We start from the raw sequence: 25,711 nt of genomic DNA on the forward strand, positions 1-25,711 counted from the left end.
AGAACATGCGGACCGGCCTCACCACATCGGTGATCTTGCATGCGACGGCGATCGCCTTCGGGCTGTTCACGCTGTCGGCGCCGGCTGCACTTCCGTCGTCCGAAGTCGAGTCGGTCGCAGTCGAGATCGTGCCGATGGAAGCGATCGCGCAGATACAGAAAGGCGACAAGAAAGCTGCGGTGAGCGAAAAGCCTACTCCATTGCCGACCCAGCGTCCGGACATCGTGGCCGACGCGCAGACGGTCGGCGAGAACAGCGTCGATACCGACAAGCCGCCGACGCCGGAACCCAAGCCCCAGCCAGTCGATAAGGCGGAGGCGCCGCCGCCTGCGCCGACGCCGACCGAGAAGCCGAAGGCCGAGGACGTGCCGAAGCCGCAGGAAAAGCCGAAGCCGATTCCCGCAACGGAAGTGGCGCCGGTGCCGCAGCCGAAGGAAGAGGTCAAGCCCGAGCCGGTCAAGCAGGCGGAGCCAAAACCGACACCGGCCAAGGAACCGGCGCCGACGCCGCCGCAAGACAAGACCGCCGCCATCGACCCGCAGCATAAGGTCAAGCCGGACGCCGTCGCCGAGGCCATCGCCAAGGAGCCGCCAACCGAGACGACGCAGCTTCCGGACTCTGCGCCGGCCCCGCAGGCGCGGCCGAAGCCGCAGCCGGCTCAGGCCGAAAGCGCTAAGGCGCCCGAGCGCAAGGACGCCGACAAGCCGGTCAAGGAAGCTTCGTCCAAGCCGAAATCTGAAGACAAGCAGTTCAACGCCGACGAGATTTCGGCGCTGCTCGACAAGCGGAAGCCGTCCGGCGGCGGCGCCAAGCGCTCGACCCAGCAGGCATCGCTCGGTGGGGACAAGGATCAGGGCCAGAAGCTCTCGAGGTCGGAGCAGGGCGCGTTGGAGGCACAGCTCGGTGGTTGCTGGACCCTGCCGGTAGGGCTCGAGGGTTCCGAGAATTTCATCGTCGTAGTCCGGTTCAACCTGGACGCCTCCGGCAAGCTGGACGGACGGCCATCTGTCGAAAAGTCGAGCGGAAACCGCCCGTTCGACGAAAGTGCCGTGCGCGCGGTTCAGAAATGCGATGTGGCCGGCCTGCAGGTTCCCGCAGGCAAACAAGACATCTGGGCCGACGTCCGGGTCACGTTCGATCCGAGGGAGATGCTGGGCCTATAGGCCTGGCGCCCCGTAGAATATTAAAGAGAAGCGAGAAGACATGAAATCCATCCTCCAGCCGCTCCTGATGATCATAGCGATGGCGCTGGGCATGACTGCCGCCGCCACCTTGCCGGCGCGGGCGCTCGTTGAGCTCAACGTCAACAAAGGCAATGTAGAGCCGCTGCCGATCGCCATCACCGACTTTCAAGGTGGCGATGCGCTGGGTGCGGAGATTTCGGGCATCGTCAGCGCAGACCTGAAACGCTCCGGCCTGTTCGCGCCGATCGACAAGAGCGCCTTCATAGAAAAGATCTCCAATCCGGATGCCACGCCCCGTTTCGAGGACTGGAAAGTGATCAATGCCCAGGCGCTGGTCACCGGCAGCGTCAGCAAGGAGGCCGATGGCCGCGTCCGCGCCCAGTACAGGCTGTGGGATACGTTTGCCGGCCAGCAGATGTCCGGCGAGCAGTTCTTCGCCAACGACGCCAATACGAGGCGTGTCGCCCATATCATCGCCGACGCCATCTATGAGCGGCTGACCGGCGAGAAGGGCTATTTCGACACGCGCGTCGTCTTCATCGACGAATCGGGCGCAAAGAACGCGCGCAAGAAGCGCCTCGCCATCATGGACCAGGACGGCGCCAATATCCGCTACTTGTCGGATGGCAGGTCGATCGTGCTGACCCCGCGTTTCTCGCCAAACCGGCAGGAAATCACCTACATGTCCTATGAAAGCGGCCAGCCGAAGGTCTATCTGCTGCAGATCGAGACCGGGCAGCGCGAACTGGTCGGCGACTTTCCCGGCATGACCTTTGCGCCGCGCTTCTCGCCCGACGGCCAGAAGGTGATCATGAGCCTGCTGCGCGACGACGGCAATTCCAACATCTTCGCCATGGATTTGAGGAGCCGCTCGACGACAAGGCTCACCAATTCGACGGCCATCGACACGTCGCCATCCTATTCTCCGGATGGCAGCAAGGTGGTGTTCACCTCCGACCGCGGCGGCCGCGCGCAGATCTATGTGATGGGCGCCGACGGTTCGGGCCAGACCCGCATCTCCTTCGGCGATGGCGTCTATTCGACGCCGGTGTGGTCGCCGCGTGGCGATCTCATCGCCTTCACCAAGCAGACTGCCGGCGAGTTCCAGATCGGCGTCATGCGCGTCGACGGTTCGGGCGAGCGCATCCTCTCAACCGGCTTCCAGCAGGAGGGGCCGACCTGGGCGCCCAACGGCCGGGTGCTGATGTTCTTCCGCGATTCAGCCGGCGGGCCGAAACTCGTTTCGGTCGATCTCACCGGCCGCAACGAACAGTCGATCCCGACCGCGAATTTCGCATCGGACCCGGCCTGGTCGCCGCTGCTCGAGTGAGAGGAATTGGAGAAATGAAGAATTGAAGAGATGAAGAATTGAAGAGATGGAGAAAACGGGAAGCTATATTAAGCGAGCGAGGGATCTAGAGGTCTATAAGCGCGCTTATGCGGTTTCTCTGGACGTGCACGGAGCCACGCTTGCTTTCCCGAAAATGGAGCAGTACGCACTGGCCGATCAATTGCGTCGTTCCAGCAAGGGAATCTGCGCCAATTTGGCTGAGGGATTTGCCAAACAGACCCACTCCAAGCTCGAATTCGCACGTTTCATTTCGATGGCTATGGGGTCGTGCAGCGAAGTGGAGACGTGGATTTCGTACGCGTTCGACCTTGGATACATCACACAAGCGCTCCGCGACGAATGGCTGCAATCCTATGCTTACATCTATGGAATGCTGGTGAATCTGAGAGAGAAGCTAAAGTGACCTCTCTCTTCAGTTCCTCGATTCCTCAACTCTTCAATTCGCTCTTTCCACGGCTTGGTCGCGTTTTAGCCGCATTTCCGCCTAGGGTCCGCGCACATTGTTGCCCCTCTGGTGGCGTCTGGCAAAACGGCTGCGGACGGCAGCCGAAACCAAATTTTAACCGTGTTTCTTGAACGCCGGTTAACCCAAACGTGGTTACTGGACGATCAACGAAATCACTCGAATTGCGAAGGAGAGGCGGCATGGGCCGTATCGCAGCACTTACCAGAAACCCGGCGATGATCGCGCTGGTGGCGTTGCTCGCCATCGCCGGTTGCGCCTCGAAGAAGAACCTGAACAGCGCCGCCGATCTTGGTCTCAGTGGCGCCGGGGCGGCAACGCCCGGATCGGCCCAGGACTTCACCGTCAACATCGGCGACCGCATCTTCTTCGACACGGATTCGTCCTCGATCCGCGCCGACGCGCAGACGACGCTTTCGCGCCAGGCGCAGTGGCTGAACCAGTATAGGCAGTATGGCATCGTCATCGAAGGCCATGCCGACGAGCGCGGCACGCGCGAATACAATCTGGCGCTCGGCGCCCGCCGTGCCGCCGCCACCCGCGACTTCCTCGTCGCCAGGGGTGTCTCCGCCCAGCGCCTGAAGACCATTTCCTACGGCAAGGAGCGTCCGGTCGCGGTTTGCGACGACATCTCCTGCTGGTCGCAGAACCGCCGCGCCGTCACCACGATCAGCGGCGCCGGTTCTTGATCGGCAATTCCTGATCGGCAGAAATGCAACACATAGGTGCGAAAGGCGGCCGCGGCCGCCTTTTTCGTGTCCGACGCCCGGATATGGGACTTGAAACAAAATTTGGCCGAAGTCCTGCGTCCTGGTAAAAGCCGAGCGCCTGACGGTCCACTCCGATCGGAAGGCATGTAACAGGCAAACAATTTCACGGCGAGAGGCACATGCATTTCAGATCGGTCTTGAGCGGCACGCTCGCGCTGCTGCTCGTATCAAGCGTCGCTGCCCCGGCAAGCGGCAACGAGCAACACCCGCCGAAAGGCGGATTTTCCTTCAATTTGCCAACGATCAAGCTGCCCGGCATCTTCGGGGAGAGGAAGAAACAGGATCAGGTTCAATTCGCGCAGGATGGCACCGGCACTACCGCGCTGGAGGAACAACTCCGGCAAATGAACGGCAAGATTGAGGAGCTCAACTTCCAGGTGCTGCAGATGCAGGAGCAGATCCGCAAGCAGCAGGAAGACAACGAGTTTCGCTTCCAGCAGCTGGAAGGCGGTTCGCAAGGCGCGCAGCAACCAGCCGAGCAGAAAAAGTCGGACGCCACCACCAACCCCGACAGCAGCGTCGCCGAGGCTCCGGCGACGCACGCGCCGGCCGATGCACGCACACCGCCCGCCGACGGCCAGAGCGGTGAGGTCATCGTCGAATCGCCGACGGGTGAACCCGGCACGGTGATCCCGGGCACGCCGCCGAAGACGTTCGGCACCATCACCGTCGACAAGAATGGCAATGTGATCGACGCCGACGGCAACACGCAGGCAAATGCACCGGCGCAGAACACCGCCCCCGTACCCGGTGGCCAAGCCGACCAAGCCGCCGGCACGCAGTCCGGCAAGTCCGACGATACAGTGGTTGCGGCGCTGCCCGCCACCGACGACCCGGAGGAGCTTTACCGCAATTCCTATCAGTTCATCTTGTCGGGCGACTACAGCACTGCCGAACAGGGTTTTCGCGACCACATCGCCCGCTTCCCTAAGGACGCCAAGACGGCGGACGCGCATTACTGGCTGGGTGAGTCGCTGCTCGGCCAGCAGAAATACCGCGACGCGGCCGAGACTTTCCTCGCCGCCAGCAAGGACTATCCGAAGGCCAAGAAGGCTCCCGACATGCTGCTGAAGCTCGGTGTCTCGCTGGTCGGCTTGAACCAGCGCGACGTGGCCTGCGCCACTTTCGGCGAGATCGGCAAGCGCTATCCCAACGTTTCCGGCACGCTCAAGGAACGCGTCAAGCAGGAAAGGGCGCTCGCGGCGTGCTAGTTTTTTTCCTGCATGTCGTTGCCCCTGAACCGGGGCCACTTTTGGGCGACATGCATTGATGCTCGAAACCGAGCCTGACCTTTCGGTTTTTTCGCAGATCGATTTTACGAACGGCGCTGTTGCGGCCGTGTCCGGCGGCAGCGACTCGACCGCCCTTCTCCTTCTCCTCAAGGATCACCTCGACCGTACCGCGCCCGCAACGAAATTGCTGGCCGTGACGATCGATCACGGTTTGCGGCCGGGCTCGGCAGCGGAAGCGCAAGCCGTGGCCAGGCTTTGTGCCGAGCGCGGCATTGCCCACCGCACCCTGGTCTGGTCCGGGCGCAAGCCGTCGACCGGCCTGCCGGCTGCCGCGCGAGAGGCCCGCTACCGGCTGCTGGCCGAGGCAGCGCAGGCGGAAGGAATCGGCTTGATCCTGACCGGCCACACTGCCGACGACCAGGCCGAGACCGTGCTGATGCGGCGCGTGCGCGGCTATGGGGCACGCGAAGAGGGGCGAGGCCTTGCCGGCATGGCACCGGCCACTCTCTATGATTGGCGGATCTGGATCGCACGGCCGCTTCTCGGCACACGACGTGCGGCGCTGCGCGATGTTTTGCGGCGCGCAAATGTCGGCTGGGCCGAAGACCCGACCAATGAAGACGAGGCTTTCGAGCGGCCGCGTATCCGCGCAGCGCTTGCCGACAGCAATAATGCGCAGCGCGTGGAAGATGCGGTGGCGCTGGCCGCGCGGGCTGCGGTCGAGCGCGAACAGCTTGGCCATCGCGCCGCCGCGCTGATCCGTGGCTTTGCCAGCAGCCCCGCCGATGGCCTTATCCGTCTCGATCCGGGTTTTGCGACGGCCGGCGACGAACCGGCGGCCGTCTATGCGCTGCGCATCCTGCTGGCGACTGTCGGCGGCGCTGCCTTTCTGCCCGACAAGGCTCGCAGCGAGGCGCTGCTCGACCGGCTGAGGGCCGCGCCATTTTGCGCCACATTGTCGCGGACGGTGGTCGATGCACGGCGTGCCGGCATCTTCCTGCGTCGCGAAACCCGCAACCTGCCGCCTGCTGCTCCTGCCGTGGACAATGCCCTCTGGGACGGCCGCCGGAGGATCAAATTGGGCGACGAGTCAGGTGCATTATTGATCGCGCCGCTCGGCGCGGCTCGTGCCGCAAAACTGGCAACTGCCGAAGACGGCACGCCGCCAAGCCTTGTCCGCGCGGCTCTGGCGGCCGAGCCGGTGCTGTGGCGCGCAAGCGAATATCTTGGCGAGTGCCCTGGTCCGGCGCAGGACAGCCCGGTCTTGCCACGAACAGCGGTATGCCCGGTCGTCGCGCCCTTTGCCCGCTTCCTGCCGTCCTTCGACCTGGCGCCGGCCGGAACTGTCGCCGCGCTGATCGGCGCGCCGCTTCTTCCTGCCCCGCCTTTCAGCGGCCACACTGCCGGTTGATGATGGGCGAAAGCTTAACCGCGACATGCTGTTCTGCTTGGCAAGGGAAGGCGCCATCCCTATGTTAGACCCAAGTTTCCTCTCACGACGCGTGTCCGCCAGCGGACGCCAACGGGACAATTGATGAATCCGAATTATCGCAATCTCGCGCTCTGGGCGATCATAGCGGTCCTGCTCATCGCTCTCTTCAATCTGTTCCAGACGCCGCAGACGCGCGGAGCAGCGAGTGACGTCCCATATTCGCAGTTCCTGCAGGATGTCGCGGCCGGCCGGGTCAAGACGGTGACGATCGCGGGTGCCCGCATCTCGGGCACTTATACCGACACCTCTACCGGCTTCCAGACCTATTCGCCGGGTGATCCGTCGCTGGTTTCGAGACTCCAGGACAAGAACGTCACCATCAACGCGCGCCCCGAATCCGACGGTTCTAATTCGCTGTTCGGTTATCTCATCTCCTGGCTGCCGATGATCCTCATCCTTGGCGTCTGGATATTCTTCATGCGCCAGATGCAGTCCGGCTCCGGCCGCGCCATGGGTTTCGGCAAGTCGAAGGCCAAGCTTTTGACCGAAGCGCATGGCCGCGTCACCTTCCAGGACGTCGCCGGCGTCGACGAAGCCAAGCAAGATCTGGAAGAGATCGTCGAATTTTTGCGTGATCCGCAGAAGTTCCAGCGGCTTGGCGGCAAGATCCCGCGCGGTGTGCTGCTCGTCGGCCCTCCCGGAACCGGCAAGACGCTGCTTGCCCGTTCGGTCGCCGGTGAGGCCAACGTGCCGTTCTTCACCATTTCCGGCTCGGACTTTGTCGAGATGTTCGTCGGCGTTGGCGCCAGCCGCGTCCGCGACATGTTCGACCAGGCCAAGAAGAACGCGCCCTGCATCATCTTCATCGACGAAATCGACGCGGTCGGCCGCCATCGCGGCGCCGGCCTCGGCGGCGGCAACGACGAACGCGAGCAGACGCTGAACCAGTTGCTGGTCGAAATGGACGGCTTCGAATCCAACGAAAGCATCATCCTGATCGCCGCCACCAACCGGCCGGACGTGCTCGATCCGGCGCTGCTCAGGCCCGGCCGTTTCGACCGCCAGGTGGTGGTGCCGAATCCCGACATCGTCGGCCGCGAGAAGATACTGAAGGTGCATGTGCGCAACGTGCCGCTGGCGCCGAACGTCGACCTCAAGGTGATCGCACGCGGCACGCCGGGCTTTTCCGGCGCGGATCTGATGAACCTCGTCAATGAATCCGCCCTGATGGCGGCGCGGCGCAACAAGCGCCTTGTCACCATGGCCGAGTTCGAGGACGCCAAGGACAAGATCATGATGGGCGCCGAGCGCCGCTCGTCGGCCATGACCCAGGCCGAGAAGGAACTCACCGCCTATCACGAGGCCGGCCACGCCATCCTGGCGCTGAACGTGCCTTCGGCCGATCCGCTGCACAAGGCGACCATCATCCCGCGTGGCCGGGCGCTTGGCATGGTCATGCAGCTGCCGGAAGGCGACCGCTATTCGATGAGCTACAAATACATGATCTCGCGCCTCGCCATCATGATGGGTGGCCGCGTCGCCGAGGAGTTCAAGTTCGGCAAGGAGAACATCACCTCGGGTGCCTCCTCGGACATCGAGCAGGCAACCAAGCTGGCACGCGCCATGGTCACGCGCTGGGGCTTCTCCGACAAGCTCGGCCATGTCGCCTATGGCGATAACCAGGAAGAGGTCTTCCTCGGCCATTCGGTGGCGCGCACGCAGAACGTCTCGGAAGAGACGGCGCAGATCATCGACGCCGAAGTGCGCCGGCTGATCGACGAGGCCTATTCGACGGCGAAATCCGTCCTGACCAAGAAGAAGAAGGAATGGATCGCGCTGGCGCAGGGGCTTTTGGAATACGAGACGCTGTCCGGCGAGGAGATCAAGCAGTTGATCGCCGGCCACAAGCCCGCTCGCGATCTCGGCGACGACACGCCACCGAGCCGTGGCTCGGCCGTGCCGAAGTCCGGTAGCCGCCGCAAGAAGGGCCCGGAGCCCGAAGGCGGCATGGAGCCTCAGCCGTCAAGCTAGGGTCCGGCTCAGAAGATTGATTTCGAAAACGCCGCGGCCTGGACCGCGGCGTTTTCTGTTCAGGAGGTTGGAGAGGACTACCGGAGTTGTCCGCGACCGCGCACCCGCAGTTGGCGATTGGCGAAAGCCGGCATGGCGGCTAATCTCCCCCCTTGTGGGGGAGATGTCCGGCAGGACAGAGGGGGGCGCTGTCCCGCCGACCTGTCAACGTACCGCAGCCATGCCCACGCCAACTAATCCCAATCAGCGAGGCGAATAATGGGAAGGTTGGCGATCCTTCGCGCCCCCCTCTGCCCTGCCGGGCATCTCCCCCACGAGGGGGGAGATTGGCAGCGTCGTCGACAGCGCCTCGCTTGCAGCGCAGATACGGCATATCCTGGCCTTGCCCGCCACCGCCGGCAACAAAAAGGCCCGCGAAGCTTGCGGCTCGCGGGCCTTGCTATCTTCGAATGTTGATGCCGATCAGCTCTTCAGTGCGGCATTGCACAGGCTGTAGAAGCCGCCACCGGTCTGGATCCATTTGAGGCCGCCCAGCGTCCCGGCCCCCTTGTTGGCGTGGTACTGGTCGCGGCAGGTGTACATGCGGGCCTTGGCCGGAGTTTCGCTGCTATATTTGTCCGAGATCGCCTTCGGCAACGTCACTCTCTGGGGAGCGGTGACGGTCGGCTTTTTCGGCTGGCTGGTGAGGCTTGCCTGATCGGCTGCCGGCTTGGTGTCGTCGTCGAAAGCACTGGCACCGCACTGGCTCATGCGGAAGTCATTCCACTTCATGCCGTTCAGCGTGTTGCCGACCTTGGCCGCCCGATATTTCGCGCCGCACTCCGCCCTGCTGAGGCCGCTGCCTGCGTTGGCGGTTACCGCTGCCTTGGTCGTCGCTGCGGCGGCCGCATCGGGCGTTGCAGCGCTGGTGCTGTCCGCCTTGCCTGGCGTGGCGTCGGTTGCGGCGGCGACGGTGGCGCATTCTGCCTTGCGGAACTGGTTCCAGTTCTGCCCGCCAAGTGTTCCGGCGTCCTTTGCCGCGTTATACTTGGTGCTGCATTCAGCCATGGTCAGCGCATTGGCGGGCGCCGCCAGGAATAAAGTCACGACGGCAAGACCCGTCAAAGTGGCAAGTCGGTGGATGATCATGCGTCTTCTCCCTCAGGTGTTCACGTTATGTACCGCGCTAGCAATAGCACTCAACGACTGGTTGCGCCAGAGGCTAAATGGCGTGAAAGCCGTCGGAAAGTGCATTATTTTTTATGAGATCGTTGCTAGCTCCGGTTCGCCAGGAAATTTTCCCGGGCGCATTTGCACGGAAAACTTGTGTAGAGCGGACCACAGTCAGGAACTGCCGCACATGACGGGTCGATCGGGTCGGCCGGTGCGGCGGACCTGAATGCCCGGTCCAGAGCAACACGACGTGTGGGTTCCGAATTCAATGCCTACTGATTGGCACATGAAGAATCCGGATGCGGTCTGAAGTTTCCTGAACGCTGCTGCCCGCAACCAGAACAGGAAACTCAACAATTAGCGTGACACAAAACACACAAACCAACAATTTTCTAAGGATTGGCGACATATAATCGTGCATTGTGATGATAGGGCCCGGGCCAATTTGTGGCATGACGTGCCGGAAAAGAACCATCGGGAAGCTGGCTAGCATGGCAGGAAGTTATTTCGGTACGGACGGCATTCGCGGGCGCGCCAACAGGTTTCCAATGACGGCGGAGGTCGCCATGAGGGTCGGCATGGCCGCCGGCCTTTCGTTCCAGCGCGGCAACCATCGCCACCGCGTCGTGCTCGGCAAGGACACCAGACTTTCCGGCTACATGATCGAGAATGCGATGGTGTCGGGCCTGTGCGCCGCCGGCATGGACGTGTTCCTGCTCGGCCCGATTCCGACCCCCGCGGTCGCCATGCTGGTGCGCTCGTTGCGCGCGGACATCGGCGTGATGATCTCGGCCTCGCACAATCCCTACTACGACAATGGCATCAAGCTGTTCGGCCCAGATGGCTACAAGCTCTCCGACGAGATCGAGGAGCGCATCGAGGGGATGCTCGACAAGGATATCGACCTGGCGCTCGCCGATTCGGACGGGCTCGGCCGGGCCAAGCGCGTCGACGGCGTCCATGACCGCTACATCGAATTCGCCAAGCGCACGCTGCCACGGTCGATGTCACTGTCGGGCCTCCGCATCGTCGTCGATTGCGCCAATGGCGCTGCCTACAAGGTGGCGCCCGAGGCGCTGTGGGAACTCGGCGCCGAGGTCGTCGCCATCAATGTCGAGCCCAACGGCTTCAACATCAACAAGGAATGCGGCTCGACCCATCCGGCCGGCCTGCAGAAGAAGGTGCACGAAGTGCGCGCCGATATCGGCATCGCGCTCGACGGCGATGCCGACCGCGTCGTCATCGTCGACGAGAACGGCGCGATCGTCGATGGCGACCAGATCATGGCGCTGATCGCCGAGTCCTGGCATCAGAGCGGACGGCTGGCCGGCGGCGGCGTCGTCTCGACGGTGATGTCCAATCTCGGCCTCGAACGCTTCCTCGGCGACATGAACCTGCAGTTGCACCGCACCAAGGTCGGCGACCGCTATGTCGTCGAGCACATGCGTGCGCACGGCCTGAATGTCGGCGGCGAACAGTCGGGCCACATCGTGCTGTCCGATTTTTCCACGACCGGCGACGGCCTCGTCTCGGCGCTCCAGGTGCTGGCCTGCATCAAGCGGCAGAACCGGCCGGTCAGCGAACTGTCGAAGAAGTTTGCGCCGGTGCCGCAGCTGCTGAAGAACGTCCATATTTCCGGCGGCAAGCCGCTCGAGGAAGCCCCGGTCAAGGCGGCGATCGAAGATGCACGCCACCGGCTGGGCAAGGCCGGGCGCCTGGTCATCCGGCCATCCGGCACGGAACCACTTATTCGCGTCATGGCGGAAGGCGATGACCAGCAATTGGTCGAGGCCGTCGTCAACGACATTGTCGGGGTCATTTCGGAAACGCGCAGCGCCGCCTGATCCTGCAGCTTTGCCAGTTCGAAAGCCCGCCTCCCGGCGGGCTTTTTTATTGGGTTGCATTCCAATTAATCCAGGGAAATGACGCGAAATCCTGAAAGATCTAGAGATTCATGGTTAAGCGATAGGGTTAAACGCCTTTTAACTTTTCCAATTCATTATCCACGACTGAAGCCAATCAGATTCGGACGCGTTCGCTGTGCCGAGGGTTCTCAGGGGTGACAAGCATGTTGAATACAGCAAGAACGGCCCTCTTTGCGGCGCTGCTCGCGGGCGTGGCCGGACCAGTGTTCGCCGCCGACTTCGTCGAGCCGCCCGTGGTCGAGCCGGCCCCGCCGCTGCCGGTCTACGAGCAGCCGGTCGAATATGGCGGCTGGTACATTCGCGGCGATATCGACTATCACTGGTCGGAGTTTCGCGGCGGCGACTACATCACCTACGGGCCGGATCCAGGCACCGGCCGCTTTGACAGCGGCGAGCTGGACGGTGCCTTCTCGGCCGGTGCCGGCGTCGGTTACCAGATCAACCAGTATTTCCGCACCGACCTGACCGCGGACTGGATGAGCAAATCCGAATTCCGCGGCTCGACCACCGGCATCTGCCTCGATGGAGATCCCTGTACTTCGACCGACACCTCGTCCTATACCGCGCTGCTGCTGCTCGCCAACGCCTATGTCGATATCGGCACCTGGCACGGCATCACGCCCTATGTCGGCGCCGGCATCGGCGGCGCCTGGGTCAAGTGGGATAAGCTTCACAACACCATTGAAGACGGCGAATTCTCCCACAATGGCGGCAAGGGTTGGCGTTTTGCCTATGCCGCCATGGCGGGCGCATCCTACTGCTTGACCGATCGGGTCAAGCTCGATGTCGGCTACCGCTTCAGCCATATCGAAGGCGGTAAGATGTTCGACTTCGACAGCGATGTCGGTCCTGGCCATGACAAAGGCATCAATGTGCACGAAGCGCGCGGCGGCCTGCGCTACCAGTTCGGCAACTCGGACTGCGCCCAGCCGGTGCCGATCGCCTACGAACCCGAACCGGTCTACACCAAGTAATCACTTCGAGAGCAGGTTTGCGGACCGCCCGGCAAAAGCCGGGCGGTTCCCGTTTGTGTCGGCAAAGCGCATCAAAATCAATTCGCTAACGCTCTGTTATCCTTAACCGCCACTTAACCACTATGGTTAACAATGCCTCCTGAAACGGCGCTCGCGATCGCGAATGGCGCCAACTTCGGGAGCCGGCTATCATGACAGTCAAATCGCACATAGCGCTGGCGCTTGCAGCAATCGCCCTGACGCCACTGTCGCAGGCACTTGGTGCCGACTACGATCCGCCGATCTATGTCGACCAGGCGCCGGACTATGTGCCGGTCGAAGTCGGTTCGGGATGGTATCTGCGCGGCGATGTCGCCTATTTGCCGGAAAAGAGCTTCGAAGATGAGGATTTCGCCTTCACACCGGCGAGCTTCAGCGACAATGAGGATCCGATCTTTGCCAGCATCGGCTTCGGCTACCATTTCAACGACTATCTGCGTGCCGATCTCAATTTCGGCTATCTGCCCGGCAATAAGATCGGCGTCGGCTATGATGACGGAACGACCGTGGCATCAGCGTCCCTGAAGAACTACGCCTTCTCGGGCATGCTCAACGGCTATGTCGATCTTGGCACCTATGTCGGGATCACGCCCTATCTCGGCGCGGGTATCGGTGTCGTCCAGAGCAACCGCAAGCTTTCAGCGAGCTATTTCACCGACAACAATGACCCTACCGACGATTTCGTTCTGCAGGACGACAAGACCCAGTATTCCTTCGCTTACACGCTGAATGCAGGCCTTGCCTATCAAGTGTCCAAGAATTTTTCCGTAGATCTGGGCTATCAGTATTTTTCCGCGCCCGACGCCGAATATGCGACTGCCGAGAGCCTGACTTCCTATCCGATCGACAAAGGGATCAGCAATCATCAAGTCAAGCTCGGGTTGCGTTACGACCTCTGGTAGGAGCTGCGCACGCGACAATCTTGACGGCGGATCTTCGGGGCCGCCGTTCGTGTTTCGAGGCCATGACATTCTCATCACAGGTGATCAGTGTCCTGCCAGCGACAAAAACTTTCCCCTTGACGCCGGAAGCCTGAACGCATATCGCCGTCCGTGGGCCACCCCTCCCCAACGAGGGGCCACTATCTGGAAGGATAGACCACGATGACGACGCATACGAAGCCCGGACTGCGTCCGGCAAATCCCAATTTTTCCTCAGGTCCCTGTGCAAAGCGTCCCGGCTGGTCGGTCGAGGCGCTGACCAATGCCGCGCTCGGACGCTCGCACCGCGCCAAGATCGGCAAGACCAAGCTCGAACAGGCGATCGAACTGACGCGAGAGGTCCTCCAGATTCCCGCAGATTATCGCATCGGCATCGTGCCGGCGTCGGACACCGGCGCGGTCGAGATGGCGCTGTGGTCGCTGCTCGGCGAACGCGGCGTCGACATGGTCGCCTGGGAGAGTTTCGGTTCCGGCTGGGTCACCGATGTGGTCAAGCAGCTGAAGCTCGCCGACGTGCGCAGGATCGAAGCCGGTTACGGCGCGCTGCCGGATCTGGCAAAAATCGACTTCAACCGCGATGTCGTCTTCACCTGGAACGGCACGACATCAGGCGTGCGTGTGCCGAACGGCGATTTCATCCCGGCCGGACGCAAGGGCCTGACCATCTGCGATGCGACCTCGGCGGCCTTTGCGCAAAAGCTCGATTTCCAGAAGCTCGATGTCGTCACCTTCTCCTGGCAGAAGGTGCTCGGCGGCGAAGGGGCGCACGGCGTGCTGATCCTCAGCCCGCGCGCCGTCGAGCGGCTGGAAAGCTACAAGCCGGCTTGGCCGCTGCCGAAAATCTTCCGCCTCACCTCGGGCGGCAAGCTCATCGAAGGCATCTTCAAGGGCGAGACCATCAACACGCCGTCGATGCTGTGCGTCGAGGATTATCTCGACGCACTGCGTTGGGCGAAGTCGATCGGCGGCCTCGATGCGCTGATCGCCCGCGCCGACGCCAATGCCGCCGTTCTCGACGGCTTCGTCGGCAGATCCGCATGGCTCGGCCATCTGGCCACCGACCCGGCGACGCGGTCGAACACGTCCGTCTGTCTTTCCTTCACCGACCCGGATATCGCGGCACTCGACGCCTACGGACAGGCGGCCTTCGCCAAGGCAATTGTCTCGGATCTCGACAAGGAAGGCGTCGCCTACGACATCGGCGCCTATCGCGACGCGCCGCCCGGCCTGCGCATCTGGTGTGGGGCGACGGTCGAGACTTCCGATCTCGAAGCGCTGCTGCCGTGGCTCGACTGGGCCTTTGCCGCACAAAAGGCGTCGCTCAAGGCGGCCGCCTGACCCCTCCCCCTTGAGGGGAGGGTGGCCCGAAGGGCCGGTGGGGTTGCCTCCACCACTCAACGGTCCGCCATCCAGAAAGAAAAGATTTCGGCGGCGTCCGGCCGCAACGACCCCACCCGGCGCTCGCGCCGACCCTCCCCTCAAAGGGGGAGGGCGCCAATCGCAAAGGACCAAGCCAATGCCCCGCGTTCTCGTCTCAGACAAACTCTCCACCACTGCCGTGCAGATCTTTAGGGATCGCGGCATCGACGTCGACTACCTGCCCGACCTCGGCAAGGACAAGGAAAAGCTGCTCGAAGTGATCGGCCAGTATGACGGCCTCGCCATCCGTTCGGCGACGAAAGTCACAGAGAAGCTGATCAACGCCGCCACCAAATTGAAGGTGGTCGGCCGCGCCGGCATCGGCGTCGACAATGTCGACATCCCGGCGGCGAGCCGCAAGGGCATCATCGTGATGAACACGCCCTTCGGCAATTCGATCACCACCGCCGAGCATGCCGTCGCCATGATCTTCGCGCTGGCCCGCCAGATACCGGAAGCCAATGCCTCGACCCATGCCGGCAAGTGGGAAAAGAACCGCTTCATGGGCATCGAGATCACCAGCAAGACGCTGGGCATCATCGGCTGCGGCAACATCGGCTCGATCGTGGCCACGCGCGGCGTCGGCCTGAAGATGCATGTCATCGCCTTCGACCCTTTCCTGTCGGACAGCCGTGCCGAGGAACTCGGCGTCGAGAAGGTCGAACTCGACGAGCTGTTCGCCCGCGCCGATTTCATCACCCTGCACACGCCACTGACCGACAAGACGCGCAACATCATCGACGCTGCGGCGATCGCCAAAATGAAGACCGGCGTGCGCATCATCAACTGCGCTCGTGGCGGGCTGATCGTCGAGGCCGACCTGATCGCGGCGCTGAAAAGCGGCAAGGTGGCAGGTGCCGGGATCGACGTGTTCGAGGTCGAACCGGCGGAGCAGAGCGAACTGTTCGGCATGGAGAATGTGGTGGCGACGCCGCACCTCGGTGCGTCGACGATGGAGGCGCAGGAGAATGTCGCCCTGCACGTCGCCGAGCAGATGGCCGACTATCTGATCAAGGGCGCCGTTTCCAACGCCATCAACATGCCGTCGATCACCGCCGAGGAGGCGCCGCGCCTAAAACCTTTCGTCAAGCTGGCCGAAGTGCTCGGCGCCTTTGTCGGCCAGGTCACAGAGGACCCGATCAAGGAGGTCGAGATTCTTTTCGACGGCTCGACCGCGACGATGAACACGCGCGCGCTGATCAGCGCCACCCTTGCCGGGCTGATCCGGCCGCAGGTCTCCGACGTCAACATGGTCTCGGCGCCGATCATGGTTAAGGAGCGTGGCATCATCGTCGCCGAGGTCAAGCGTGACAAATCCGGCGTGTTCGACGGTTACATCAAGCTCACGGTCAAGACCGAGCACAGGACGCGCTCGATCGCCGGCACCTGCTTCTCGGACGGCAAGCCGCGCTTCATCCAAATCAAAGGCATCAACCTAGACGCCGAGGTCGGTCAGCACATGCTTTACACGACAAATGCCGATGCGCCCGGCATCATCGGTCTGCTCGGCACGGTCTGCGGCGAGAACGGCGTCAACATCGCCAATTTCCAGCTCGGCCGCAACCGGCCTGGCGGCGATGCCATCGCGCTGCTCTATCTCGATGCTCCGTTTCCGGAAAACGTGCTGGAACAGGTGCGGGCGCACAAGTCGATCGATTCCGCCAAGCGGCTGCATTTCGATGTGGGCGGCGCCTAAAACATGCCCGCGCGCGCCCCGCGTGCTCTACAAGCACACGGGGCGTTTCGACAATAATGGCTGCGACGGGCTCTGGATTGCACCATTCTGATCCGATTCCGAACATTTGCCGGCTAAATCGCCAGCTTCCTTCCGCTGTATTCGGCGAGGCTGATGCCGCCGAGCACCAGCACGAGGGCCAGACCCTGATAGAGCTGGAATGTCTCACCGACGATCAGCACCGACAGCAGCGTACCGAAGATCGGCACCAGGTTGATGAACAGGCCGGCCCGGTTTGCGCCGATCAGTTCGTTGCCCCTGATATAGAAGATCTGCGAGACGACTGAGGCGCCGATCGCGGTGTAGAACGCTATCGCCCAGCCGCGCGCATCGGGGACGATGACCTTGCCGGCGGCCACTTCCCACAGGAAGAAAGGCAGCGAGGTGACAAGTGCGGCAATCGACAGCGCCAGCATCAGGCTTTGCCAGCGTATGGCCGGCTTCAACCGCAGCCCGACCGAGTAGAAACTGTAGCAAAGCACCGCGATCAGCATAATGGCGTCGCCGAAGTTGAGATCCAGCTTGAGAAGCTGGCGCAGATCGCCATGGCTGGCGGTCAGGGCGACACCGATGATCGTCAGCACGACGCCGGCGATCTGCACCCGGTTCACACGCAGGCGAAACAACACGAAATTGGCGAGGATGATCACGATCGGGATCGCAGCCTGCTCGATCGAGACGTTGATCGCCGTCGTGTAGTTGAGCGCCGTGTAGAAGATCGCGTTGAAGAAGGTGAAGCCGCAAGCGCCGAGCCCGCCAAGCGGCAACCAATGCTGGCGCACCACCGGCCAATCCTCGCGCAGCGTTCGCCAGCCGATCGGCAGCATGATCAGAACGGCCAGAACCCAGCGCAGGAAGACCAGCGTCATCGGCGAAATGTGGTCGACCGCCAGCTTGCCGGCCACGGAGTTGCCGCCCCACAGCAAGCTGGTGAACAGCAAGAACAGATAGGCGGTTCGATGCATCGCGAAATTCCAGCCGGGGGAGGGGCAGGCGGAGGGTCTTTGCCGACCTAAAGCGCGTCGCGTCTGAACGGAGCATATGCGACGCGCTTTAGGTTCTTGTTTTTATGCAGGTCGTTATCCCAAAACCGCTGCGCACTTTTGCGCGACATGCATTATTGTGGTGGTTCGCCCAAGTAAATGATGTCAAAGGCGAAAATTGTTGTGCCTGAGGGCGCTTTCGGCGGTAAAGAATGGTCGCGCTCGCCGGGTCTTGACGTTATAGAGCGACGTGCGTCCACTTGGACGGAAAAAGTACGCGTCTCAAGGCTTGAATGTCGGCATCGTGCTTTCCGAAATCGATTCCGATTTTCGGGCCTATGCGATAGAAGCCTGTCGTTTCGAACCATTTCAAGCCGCTCCGAGCGGCGCCTCAAGGGAAAAGAAACATGGCCAACGTGGTGGTCGTCGGCTCGCAATGGGGCGACGAGGGCAAAGGCAAGATCGTTGACTGGCTGTCGGAACGCGCCGACGTCGTCGTGCGCTTCCAGGGCGGCCACAATGCCGGCCATACGCTGGTCGTCGACGGCAAGGTATACAAGCTGTCGCTGCTTCCGTCCGGCGTGGTGCGACAAGGCAAGCTGTCCATCATCGGCAATGGCGTCGTCTTCGACCCGCACGCCTTCGTCGCGGAAGTGACGAAATTGAAGGCGCAAGGCGTCGAGGTGACGCCGGAGCGCCTGAAAATAGCCGAAAACACCGCGCTTATCCTGTCCTTGCACCGGGAGCTGGACGGATTCCGCGAAGACGCCGCCTCCAATTCCGGAACGAAGATCGGCACGACCCGTCGCGGCATTGGCCCCGCGTATGAGGATAAGGTGGGCCGGCGCGCGATCAGGGTGATGGACTTGGCGGATTTGGAAACGCTGCCCTTGAAGGTCGACAGGCTGCTGACGCATCACAATGCGCTGCGCCGTGGGCTCGGCCACGCCGAGGTCACGCATGACGCCATCATGAGTGAGCTGATTTCGGTCGCCGACGAGATCCTGCCCTATATGGACCGTGTCTGGAAGATCCTCGACGACAAGCGCCGCGCCGGCGAACGCATCCTGTTCGAGGGCGCGCAAGGCACGCTGCTCGACATCGACCACGGCACTTATCCGTTCGTCACCTCGTCCAACACGGTCGCCGGTCAAGCGGCCGCCGGATCCGGTGTCGGCCCGGGTGCCATCGGTTATGTGCTCGGCATCACCAAGGCCTATACGACGCGTGTCGGCGAAGGTCCGTTCCCGACCGAACAGAAGAACGAGATCGGCGAGTTCCTGGGCACGCGCGGCCACGAGTTCGGCGTCGTCACCGGCCGCAAGCGCCGCTGCGGCTGGTTCGATGCCGTGCTGGTCCGCCAGGCCGTCGCCGTCAACGGCATCAAGGGCATCGCCCTGACCAAGCTCGATGTGCTCGACGGGCTGGACGAGATCAAGGTCTGTACCGGCTACCGCCTCGATGGCGAGGCGATCGATTATCTGCCGGCCAGCCAAGGTGCGCAGGCGCGCGTCGAACCGGTCTACGAGACGCTGGAGGGCTGGAAAGGCACCACCGCCGGTGCCAGAAGCTGGAACGATCTGCCGGCACAGGCAGTCAAATATGTCCGTCACATCGAGGAGCTGATCGGCGCGCCGGTCGCACTCCTCTCCACCAGCCCTGAACGGGACGACACAATACTTGTGACCGATCCGTTTCAAGACTAGATTCTCAGCCGTTCCGGGCATCGCGGCCGATTTGTGGGGCCGGCCCAGAAACGAAATGCAGGTCGACTGAAGCATGGCAGATTTTGTTGGTGCTCTGAAAAAGACGCTCAATGGTCTCGGCGAGCCATCGCCGGAGGTACGCGCGAGGGTCTATGACAAGGCCCGTTCGACGATCGCGGACAAGCTGGCCAAGATCACACCGCCGCTGGCGCCTTCGGTCGTTGCCCAGCATAAGCGCACCCTGGAAGACGCCATCGCCAGCGTCGAGCGGGATTATACCAGGAGTGTGCCGGCGTCCGATCCGCTGTCGGAGCTGGAAGACATCTTCTCCTCCATCGACCGCAACAAGAACCAACCCAGCCATGTTCGGCAGCCGGCAAAGACCGAGCCGGCATGGCAGCCGGCAGAGAATGAGCCGGCATGGCAGCCGGTAAAGACTGAGCCGGCATGGCAGCCGGCGCCTGTCGCCAAAGCCGCGCCGAATTGGCAAAAACCGCCATCCGTTGCTTCTCCTCCAGAGCACACCGATGCGGTGCCTTCGGACGCGGGTCTTCCAGCGGAGGACGAGAAGAGCGATACCTTTAGAGACGATGTCTTTCCCAACGACGAAGAGCCGGCGCCGGACACCTTTCAGCGTCTGCGTCCTGCCGAGCGTAGGCGCAGCTATGGCGGGCTGATCGCCGCTGTCGTCGCTTTGCTCGTCGTCGCCGGCGGCGGCTATGGCATCTGGCTGAACAAGGACGCGTTCAGCAATATGCTAGGTCTCAACAGCACGACGGTCGCAACCATAGAGCCGCTAGTGAAGCCGACCCCGGCCGAGCCGGCTACCGATGCCGCGGCAAGGCCTCCGGCAGCTGCGGCTCCAACGGATGCCGAGGGCACAAAGTTCACCCAGCGGCTGACGCCCGAGGGCGGTGAGGTCGATCCCGGCCCCGCTCCAGGACAAAGCGGTATCGGAGAGGGCGAATCCGTCGCAGCACTGACCACGCCGCCGCCGGCTGCACCTGCGCCTGCAGCGCCGGCCGGCGATACGCCAGCCACGACTGCGCCCGCCACGCCGGGTGCTGCCCCCGCAACGCCGCCTGCCGATGGCGCCACGCCGGCGCCGGCGGCGCCGACCGATAGCGCAGCCGCCCCGGCAGCGCCGGCCCCCGGTGCTGCGCCGGCCGCGCCGACAGCCGCGCCTGCGGAAACCGCGCTGGCGGTCGGCCAAAAGGCGATCTTCTACGAGGAGCGCACCAGCACCGCCCAAGGCTCGGCCGAGCCCGGCAGCATCGTCTGGTCGCTGGTACAGGAATCGCCCGGCGGCAATCTGCCGCCCGAGCCGGCAATCCGCGCCGAGGCGAGCATTCCGGGTAAGGACGTGCAGTTGCGCATGACCATCCGCCGCAACACCGACCAAACGCTGCCGGCCAGCCACATCATCGAGATGATTTTCCTGACGCCCGATGGTTTCGACGGCGGCGGCGTCGACAATATCCTGCGCGTCGCCATGAAGGGCTCTGAACAGGATGCCGGCAGCCCGCTGATCGGCATCCCGGCAAAAATCGCGGACGGCTTCTTCCTGGTCGCTCTCAACGATACCAAGGCGGACGAAGACGCCAATCTGACCCTGCTCCGGGGCCAGAACTGGATCGACGTGCCGGTGGTCTACAAGACCGGGCGGCGGGCGCTGCTCACCATGGAAAAGGGCATTCCCGGCGAGAAGGTGTTCGACGAAGCGCTGAAGGCCTGGCAAACAAAGACGGCGGGCTGAGGCCGGCTAACCAGCCTCAACGTTCCCTTGGCTCAGAAGCCCTGGAACAGCATGTCGAGTGCGGCCACGATGTCGTCGTGTCGGCTGGAAAGATTTCCTTCGGCGGCACGCAATTCAGAAGCCATCAAGGCTGACATGAATTGAGTGACCATGACATGGTCACTGCCGTTGATCGTGAAGGTGGGGTTTAGCCGGCGCCCCGGCACCGGGGCCATGTTGGGCGGCATCAACGGGATGACAATCCTTGTGTTTAGACCTTCAAGAAGATCAGCCTGAACGTCGAGCAGATAGCCGTCGCCTTCAGCTCTCCGGTAGAAATCGTAACGCGCCATCAAAACGGCCGGTACTTGGCCAGTGGCAGTCCGTTGCGCCTGACATAGTCGTTAGAGCTCTCGATCGCCTCCCTGTTTTCCTCCTGCCACCGGCGCGTTTTTTCGGCTGAAATCGCCTTGGCGATACCCTCCTCGGCGGCGCGAGATATATTAATACCGAGCGCCTTGGCGTCCTCGATCAATCTGGAGTCGATCGAGGTATTGACCGATTTTCGTTGGGCTTTTGGAGTCGATTGAAGCATGGAGCAGCTCCCATTCATGCGCATAAGATAGGCGCACGAAAGCACGCATGCAATGCCTACCCCTCCATCTCCTCGCGCAACATTTCAAGTTCCAGCCATTCCTCCTCGAGCGCTGCCAGCGTGGCGCGCTCCTTGTCGAGGGCGGCGATGGTCTTCTGGAACGAGGCCGGATCGCGCTCGTAATAGGCCGGGTCGGCGATGTTGTCCTCCAGCCGTGATATCGAGGCGGTCACCGCCTCGATCTTCTTCGGCAGCGATTCCAGCGCGAATTTTTGCTTGAACGACAGTTTTTTTGCCGAGCCCTTCGGCGCAGCTGCTTCGCTCCTGCCTACCGCCACCACTTCGCTGGTCTCGGCCTTTGGCCGTGCCTTGCGGTCGTCCAGCTTGGTGCCGCCGCGCTGCGCCAGCATGTCGGAATAGCCGCCGGCATATTCGATCCAGCGGCCACCGCCGTCCGGCGCGACCAGGCTGGTCAAGGTGCGGTCGAGGAAATCGCGGTCGTGGCTGACGAGGATCACCGTACCGGCAAAACCGGCGACCAGTTCCTGCAGCAATTCCAGCGTCTCCATGTCGAGGTCGTTGGTCGGCTCATCGAGCACCAGCAGGTTCGCCGGCCGCGCCAGCACGCGGGCGAGCAGCAGCCGCGCCCGCTCGCCGCCCGAAAGCTCGCGCACCGGCGTGCGCGCCTGTTCCGGTTTGAACAGGAAATCCTTCATGTAGGAGACGACGTGGCGCTGCTCGCCATTGATGACGAGGTTCTCGCCGCGCCCGTCGGTAAGGTATTGCGCCAGTGTCTCTTGCGGATCGACCGCCTCGCGTTTCTGGTCGAGCGTGGCGATCTCCAGATTGGTGCCGAGCCGCACCGTGCCTGAGTCCGGCTTCAATTCGCCGGTCAGCATCTTCAGCAGTGTCGTCTTGCCGGCACCGTTCGGGCCGACCAGGCCGACGCGGTCGCCGCGCTGGATGCGGGTCGAGAAGCCCTTGACCACAGTAAGGTCGCCAAAGCTCTTCTCGATGGTCTTGGCCTCGATCACCAGCTTGCCGGATTCGGCGGCGTCGCTGGCCACCATGGTCGCCGCACCCTCGGCGCCGCGATGGCCACGAAAGCGCTGGCGCATGGTCTGCAGTTCGCCGAGCCGGCGCATGTTGCGCTTGCGCCTTGCAGTCACGCCATAGCGCAGCCAGTGCTCCTCGCGCACGATCTGGCGGCCAAGCTTGTGCTGCTCGCGCTCTTCTTCTTCCAGAACGGTGTCGCGCCATTCCTCGAAATGGCCAAAGCCCTTGTCCAGCCTGCGGGTCTGGCCGCGATCGAGCCAGACGGTGGCGCGCGACACGCGCTCGAGGAAGCGGCGGTCGTGCGAGATGACGATCAGCGCCGAAGAGGTGCGGGCAAGCTCCTCCTCCAGCCATTCGATGACCGACAGGTCGAGATGGTTGGTCGGCTCATCGAGGAGGAGAATGTCGGGCTCCGGCGCCATGACGCGGGCAAGGGCGGCACGGCGCGCCTCGCCGCCGGAGAGATCGCTCGGCCGCTCGTCGCCGGACAGGCCGAGATGCTCCATCAGATAGGTGGCGCGGTAGGGATCGTCGGCGGGTCCGAGCCCCGCCTCGACATAGGCGCGGACGCTGGCGAAACCATCCAAGTCGGGCATTTGCGGCAGGTAGCGCACTGTCGCCGAGGGCTGGCGGAACACCTCGCCGTCCTGCGGCTCTATCAATCCCGCAGCGATCTTGAGCAACGTCGACTTGCCCGAGCCGTTGCGGCCGACCAAAGCGATCTTGTCGCCCGCCGACGCCGTCAGTTCCGCCCCGTCGAGCAGCGGCGTGCCACCGAAGGTCAGTTTTATGCCGTCGAGATTGAGAAGTGGCGGCGCCATGTCAGCTTCCAGGTAAGGGGAATGGGTGGGCGAGCAACAGCGCGCGGCCACTGCTCAGCGCGATTTCCAGCCGGCCCTTGACCTCGTTGGAAATGGTCAGCGACGAACCGAACGCCATCTCGATATGGTTCAGCGGCCATTTGGCGCCGGTCACGGTCAGGCCGGTAAGGTCGGAAAAGCCGAGAATCGAAAACAGCGTGCCATCGGCGTAGTCGAAGCCGGCCTTTCCGCGAAGCAAGGGGGTGCCTTCCTGTGCGCCGCTGGTCAAAAGCACCTCCGTCCCTGCCTCGGCCAGTCGGACACTGAGCGCCAGGTGCAGGAAGGCGTGGTCGGTGCGCTTGCCGCCGAACGCGCCGGCGAGCACGAGACTGGTCGCGCCGCGTTCGAGCGCGGCGGCGATAGCCAGTTCGCCGTCGGTCTTGTCCTTTTCTGCCGGAAACACCTGGCGGGCCACGGCGGCCAGCTCGTCCGGCAAGTCCGCCGGCACCGAATCGAAGTCGCCGACCCAGAGTTCCGGCGTCAGGTTCAGCGTCCGGGCATGGCTCATGCCGGCGTCGGCGGCGATGACACGGGAGCCTTCGACCTGACGGTCGAGCAGCGGCGTGCGGATTAGATCGCCGGCAAGCAGGATGGTGAATTTGCTCATATGCGTGGCCCTTACCAGCCCTGCTTGCGAAACGGAAGGCCGCGTTCCAGATGCCCGGCAAACTTCCGCTTGCGCCGCAACTAGGCCGGGCCTATGTGTCGAAACGCTCTAACGGGGTGCTGGACGCGATCTTCGCGAACCAGCTGAGAGGCGACCATGCCAACCCGCTGAACCTGATCCGGTTTGTACCGGCGGAGGGATTAGACGTTTCGGACAGCCCGACGCCTCAATTCCTTTCAACGCGAACGAAGGAGGCGCCGATGCGTACGTTTTTATACACTCTAGTTTCGGCAGTGCTGCTTGCGGCGACCGTTCCCGCCGGCATCGGGCCGGCATCCGCGCAGGAAAAACTCACCGTCTATACCTATGAGAGCTTCACCGCCGACTGGGGTCCAGGCCGCGCGGTGAAGAAGGCCTTCGAGGCCGAATGCGGCTGTACTCTCGAATTCGTCGCGGTCGCCGACGGCGTCGCCCTGCTCAACCGCGTCAAGCTGGAAGGGGCCGCGACCAAGGCCGACATCGTGCTCGGCCTCGACACCAACCTGACTGCGGAAGCCAAGGCCACCGGCCTGTTTTCGCCGCATGGTGCCGTCATCGACGTCAATGTGCCGGGCGGCTGGAGCGACGATATTTTCGTGCCGTTCGACTATGGCTATTTCGCCGTCGTCTACGACACCGAAAAGCTGAAGACGCCGCCGAAGAGCCTGAAGGAATTGGTCGAGGGCAATGCCGATGAGAAGATCGTCATCCAGGATCCGCGCACCTCGACGCCCGGTCTCGGCTTGTTGTTGTGGGTGAGGTCGGTTTATGGCGACAAGGCGCCGGAAGCCTGGGCAAAGCTTAGGGCAAAGGTGCTCACCGTGACGCCGGGCTGGAGCGAGGCCTATGGCCTGTTCACCAAGGGCGAGGCGCCGATGGTGCTGTCCTATACCACCTCGCCGGCCTATCACATGGTCGCCGAAAACACCGAACGCTATCAGGCGGCGTCCTTCGAGGAGGGCGAGTATCTGCAGATCGAGGTTGCCGGCATCACCACGTCAGGCGCGAAGAACCCGTTGGCGAAACAGTTCCTGACTTTCATGACCGGACCGAAATTCCAGGATGTCATCCCCGAGACCAACTGGATGTTCCCTGCCGGCAAGACCGACAAACCGCTCAATCCGGCTTTCGACAAGCTCGTCAAGCCGACCAAGACTTTGCTTTTCAGCCCCGAAGAGGTCGCCGCCAATCGCAAGGCCTGGGTCGACGAATGGCTGTCGGTGATGAGCAAGTAGCTTGTGATTGAAAGATGATTACTCTACGGCGCCCCCCTCTGTCCTGCCGGACATCTCCCCCTCCAGGGGGGAGATCGGATGTCACTTCCGCTTTCGCCAATCGCTACAGTCGAAAGATTGAGGCGAGGGTGAAGCTGCCAATCTCCCCACTTGAGGGGGAGATGTCCGGCAGGACAGAGGGGGGTGGGCGGGAACTCGACCTCAGCCATATTTTCTGCTTCGACGATCGTTGAACTAGGCAGGGCGG

The 25,711-nt window shown here is 62.8% G+C and carries 21 protein-coding genes and 1 riboswitch; of the genes, 15 read left to right on the forward strand and 6 right to left on the reverse strand.

Annotated elements, in window-relative coordinates; all coding sequences use genetic code 11:
- The first annotated feature begins 5 nt into the window (after positions 1-5).
- The 7 genes from tolA (at position 6) to ftsH (ending at position 8,463) form a co-directional block, all read left to right on the forward strand.
- Complete coding sequence (tolA, locus tag BQ8482_RS25545; RefSeq protein ID WP_123150129.1) at positions 6-1,163, forward strand: cell envelope integrity protein TolA; 1,158 nt, start codon at positions 6-8, stop codon at positions 1,161-1,163.
- A 67-nt stretch (positions 1,164-1,230) separates the two neighbouring features.
- Positions 1,231-2,514 carry a Tol-Pal system beta propeller repeat protein TolB gene (gene tolB, locus BQ8482_RS25550; RefSeq protein WP_244602968.1) on the forward strand — a complete coding sequence of 428 codons (1,284 nt, stop codon included), beginning with the start codon at positions 1,231-1,233 and terminating at the stop codon, positions 2,512-2,514.
- 46 nt (positions 2,515-2,560) lie between these two features.
- The gene (locus tag BQ8482_RS25555; RefSeq protein WP_123150131.1) at positions 2,561-2,938 is read left to right on the forward strand and encodes a four helix bundle protein; all 378 of its coding nucleotides are present in this window, start codon (positions 2,561-2,563) and stop codon (positions 2,936-2,938) included.
- 242 nt (positions 2,939-3,180) lie between these two features.
- Positions 3,181-3,687, forward strand: a complete 507-nt coding sequence (pal, locus tag BQ8482_RS25560) for a peptidoglycan-associated lipoprotein Pal (protein WP_123150132.1) — start codon at positions 3,181-3,183, stop codon at positions 3,685-3,687.
- Positions 3,688-3,887: 200 nt separating this feature from the next.
- Complete coding sequence (gene ybgF / locus BQ8482_RS25565; protein WP_123150133.1) at positions 3,888-4,979, forward strand: tol-pal system protein YbgF; 1,092 nt, start codon at positions 3,888-3,890, stop codon at positions 4,977-4,979.
- A gap of 58 nt (positions 4,980-5,037) precedes the next feature.
- Positions 5,038-6,411: a tRNA lysidine(34) synthetase TilS gene (tilS, locus tag BQ8482_RS25570; protein WP_123150134.1), complete on the forward strand. Its 1,374-nt coding sequence runs from the start codon at positions 5,038-5,040 to the stop codon at positions 6,409-6,411.
- 123 nt (positions 6,412-6,534) lie between these two features.
- On the forward strand, positions 6,535-8,463 hold the full coding sequence (gene ftsH, locus BQ8482_RS25575; protein WP_123150135.1) for an ATP-dependent zinc metalloprotease FtsH: 1,929 nt from the start codon (positions 6,535-6,537) through the stop codon (positions 8,461-8,463).
- A gap of 462 nt (positions 8,464-8,925) precedes the next feature.
- Here ftsH and BQ8482_RS25580 read toward each other — a convergent pair whose 3' ends face one another.
- Positions 8,926-9,591: a hypothetical protein gene (locus BQ8482_RS25580; protein ID WP_123150136.1), complete on the reverse strand. Its 666-nt coding sequence runs from the start codon at positions 9,589-9,591 to the stop codon at positions 8,926-8,928.
- Between the two features lie 515 nt (positions 9,592-10,106).
- On the opposite strand from BQ8482_RS25580, the gene glmM reads away from it, so the two are divergent.
- From glmM to serA, 5 genes are all read left to right on the forward strand, one after another.
- On the forward strand, positions 10,107-11,459 hold the full coding sequence (glmM, locus tag BQ8482_RS25585; RefSeq protein ID WP_123150287.1) for a phosphoglucosamine mutase: 1,353 nt from the start codon (positions 10,107-10,109) through the stop codon (positions 11,457-11,459).
- Positions 11,460-11,683: 224 nt separating this feature from the next.
- On the forward strand, positions 11,684-12,514 hold the full coding sequence (locus BQ8482_RS25590; protein WP_123150137.1) for an outer membrane protein: 831 nt from the start codon (positions 11,684-11,686) through the stop codon (positions 12,512-12,514).
- Between the two features lie 191 nt (positions 12,515-12,705).
- The gene (locus tag BQ8482_RS25595) at positions 12,706-13,455 is read left to right on the forward strand and encodes an outer membrane protein (RefSeq protein ID WP_123150138.1); all 750 of its coding nucleotides are present in this window, start codon (positions 12,706-12,708) and stop codon (positions 13,453-13,455) included.
- A 201-nt stretch (positions 13,456-13,656) separates the two neighbouring features.
- Positions 13,657-14,832 carry a phosphoserine transaminase gene (locus tag BQ8482_RS25600; protein WP_123150139.1) on the forward strand — a complete coding sequence of 392 codons (1,176 nt, stop codon included), beginning with the start codon at positions 13,657-13,659 and terminating at the stop codon, positions 14,830-14,832.
- Positions 14,833-15,010: 178 nt separating this feature from the next.
- A complete protein-coding gene (serA, locus tag BQ8482_RS25605) occupies positions 15,011-16,609 on the forward strand; it encodes a phosphoglycerate dehydrogenase (protein ID WP_123150140.1) in 1,599 nt (532 codons plus the stop codon).
- Between the two features lie 113 nt (positions 16,610-16,722).
- Here serA and BQ8482_RS25610 read toward each other — a convergent pair whose 3' ends face one another.
- On the reverse strand, positions 16,723-17,613 hold the full coding sequence (locus BQ8482_RS25610; RefSeq protein WP_123150141.1) for a DMT family transporter: 891 nt from the start codon (positions 17,611-17,613) through the stop codon (positions 16,723-16,725).
- 425 nt (positions 17,614-18,038) lie between these two features.
- On the opposite strand from BQ8482_RS25610, the gene BQ8482_RS25615 reads away from it, so the two are divergent.
- Both BQ8482_RS25615 and BQ8482_RS25620 read left to right on the forward strand, forming a co-directional pair.
- Positions 18,039-19,337 (forward strand): adenylosuccinate synthase, encoded by a 1,299-nt coding sequence (locus BQ8482_RS25615; protein WP_123150142.1) that lies wholly within the window; start codon positions 18,039-18,041, stop codon positions 19,335-19,337.
- 73 nt (positions 19,338-19,410) lie between these two features.
- Entirely contained in the window at positions 19,411-21,093 is a 1,683-nt protein-coding gene (locus BQ8482_RS25620; protein WP_123150143.1) for a hypothetical protein, read from the forward strand.
- A 32-nt stretch (positions 21,094-21,125) separates the two neighbouring features.
- Here the strand turns inward: BQ8482_RS25620 and BQ8482_RS25625 are convergent, their stop codons facing one another.
- From BQ8482_RS25625 to BQ8482_RS25640, 4 genes are read right to left on the reverse strand one after another with little or no spacing between them, the layout of a single operon-like run.
- Positions 21,126-21,425, reverse strand: coding sequence for a CcdB family protein (locus BQ8482_RS25625; protein ID WP_123150144.1), 300 nt, complete (start codon positions 21,423-21,425; stop codon positions 21,126-21,128).
- Positions 21,425-21,667, reverse strand: a complete 243-nt coding sequence (locus BQ8482_RS25630) for a type II toxin-antitoxin system CcdA family antitoxin (protein ID WP_123150288.1) — start codon at positions 21,665-21,667, stop codon at positions 21,425-21,427. Before BQ8482_RS25630 ends, BQ8482_RS25625 begins: the two co-directional genes overlap by 1 nt.
- Before the next feature lie 56 nt (positions 21,668-21,723).
- Complete coding sequence (locus BQ8482_RS25635; protein ID WP_123150145.1) at positions 21,724-23,544, reverse strand: ABC-F family ATP-binding cassette domain-containing protein; 1,821 nt, start codon at positions 23,542-23,544, stop codon at positions 21,724-21,726.
- Position 23,545: 1 nt separating this feature from the next.
- On the reverse strand, positions 23,546-24,190 hold the full coding sequence (locus BQ8482_RS25640) for a thiamine diphosphokinase (protein ID WP_123150146.1): 645 nt from the start codon (positions 24,188-24,190) through the stop codon (positions 23,546-23,548).
- A 102-nt stretch (positions 24,191-24,292) separates the two neighbouring features.
- Positions 24,293-24,407, forward strand: a riboswitch (TPP riboswitch).
- Between the two features lie 43 nt (positions 24,408-24,450).
- Between BQ8482_RS25640 and thiB the strand changes: the two genes are divergently transcribed.
- Complete coding sequence (gene thiB / locus BQ8482_RS25645) at positions 24,451-25,464, forward strand: thiamine ABC transporter substrate binding subunit (RefSeq protein ID WP_123150147.1); 1,014 nt, start codon at positions 24,451-24,453, stop codon at positions 25,462-25,464.
- Positions 25,465-25,711 lie beyond the last annotated feature (247 nt).

The sequence above is a fragment of the Mesorhizobium delmotii genome, from assembly GCF_900149755.1.
GTDB classification, from domain to species: Bacteria; Pseudomonadota; Alphaproteobacteria; order Rhizobiales; family Rhizobiaceae; genus Mesorhizobium; species Mesorhizobium delmotii.

What these genes read in the sequence shown, in the direction of transcription:
- tolA (WP_123150129.1), top strand. Translation starts at nt 6, where the DNA reads ATGCGGACCGGCCTCACCACATCGGTGATCTTGCATGCGACGGCGATC.
- tolB (WP_244602968.1), top strand. Translation starts at nt 1,231, where the DNA reads ATGATCATAGCGATGGCGCTGGGCATGACTGCCGCCGCCACCTTGCCG.
- BQ8482_RS25555 (WP_123150131.1), top strand. Translation starts at nt 2,561, where the DNA reads ATGGAGAAAACGGGAAGCTATATTAAGCGAGCGAGGGATCTAGAGGTC.
- pal (WP_123150132.1), top strand. Translation starts at nt 3,181, where the DNA reads ATGGGCCGTATCGCAGCACTTACCAGAAACCCGGCGATGATCGCGCTG.
- ybgF (WP_123150133.1), top strand. Translation starts at nt 3,888, where the DNA reads ATGCATTTCAGATCGGTCTTGAGCGGCACGCTCGCGCTGCTGCTCGTA.
- tilS (WP_123150134.1), top strand. Translation starts at nt 5,038, where the DNA reads ATGCTCGAAACCGAGCCTGACCTTTCGGTTTTTTCGCAGATCGATTTT.
- ftsH (WP_123150135.1), top strand. Translation starts at nt 6,535, where the DNA reads ATGAATCCGAATTATCGCAATCTCGCGCTCTGGGCGATCATAGCGGTC.
- BQ8482_RS25580 (WP_123150136.1), bottom strand. Translation starts at nt 9,591, where the DNA reads ATGATCATCCACCGACTTGCCACTTTGACGGGTCTTGCCGTCGTGACT.
- glmM (WP_123150287.1), top strand. Translation starts at nt 10,107, where the DNA reads ATGGCAGGAAGTTATTTCGGTACGGACGGCATTCGCGGGCGCGCCAAC.
- BQ8482_RS25590 (WP_123150137.1), top strand. Translation starts at nt 11,684, where the DNA reads ATGTTGAATACAGCAAGAACGGCCCTCTTTGCGGCGCTGCTCGCGGGC.
- BQ8482_RS25595 (WP_123150138.1), top strand. Translation starts at nt 12,706, where the DNA reads ATGACAGTCAAATCGCACATAGCGCTGGCGCTTGCAGCAATCGCCCTG.
- BQ8482_RS25600 (WP_123150139.1), top strand. Translation starts at nt 13,657, where the DNA reads ATGACGACGCATACGAAGCCCGGACTGCGTCCGGCAAATCCCAATTTT.
- serA (WP_123150140.1), top strand. Translation starts at nt 15,011, where the DNA reads ATGCCCCGCGTTCTCGTCTCAGACAAACTCTCCACCACTGCCGTGCAG.
- BQ8482_RS25610 (WP_123150141.1), bottom strand. Translation starts at nt 17,613, where the DNA reads ATGCATCGAACCGCCTATCTGTTCTTGCTGTTCACCAGCTTGCTGTGG.
- BQ8482_RS25615 (WP_123150142.1), top strand. Translation starts at nt 18,039, where the DNA reads ATGGCCAACGTGGTGGTCGTCGGCTCGCAATGGGGCGACGAGGGCAAA.
- BQ8482_RS25620 (WP_123150143.1), top strand. Translation starts at nt 19,411, where the DNA reads ATGGCAGATTTTGTTGGTGCTCTGAAAAAGACGCTCAATGGTCTCGGC.
- BQ8482_RS25625 (WP_123150144.1), bottom strand. Translation starts at nt 21,425, where the DNA reads ATGGCGCGTTACGATTTCTACCGGAGAGCTGAAGGCGACGGCTATCTG.
- BQ8482_RS25630 (WP_123150288.1), bottom strand. Translation starts at nt 21,667, where the DNA reads ATGCTTCAATCGACTCCAAAAGCCCAACGAAAATCGGTCAATACCTCG.
- BQ8482_RS25635 (WP_123150145.1), bottom strand. Translation starts at nt 23,544, where the DNA reads ATGGCGCCGCCACTTCTCAATCTCGACGGCATAAAACTGACCTTCGGT.
- BQ8482_RS25640 (WP_123150146.1), bottom strand. Translation starts at nt 24,190, where the DNA reads ATGAGCAAATTCACCATCCTGCTTGCCGGCGATCTAATCCGCACGCCG.
- thiB (WP_123150147.1), top strand. Translation starts at nt 24,451, where the DNA reads ATGCGTACGTTTTTATACACTCTAGTTTCGGCAGTGCTGCTTGCGGCG.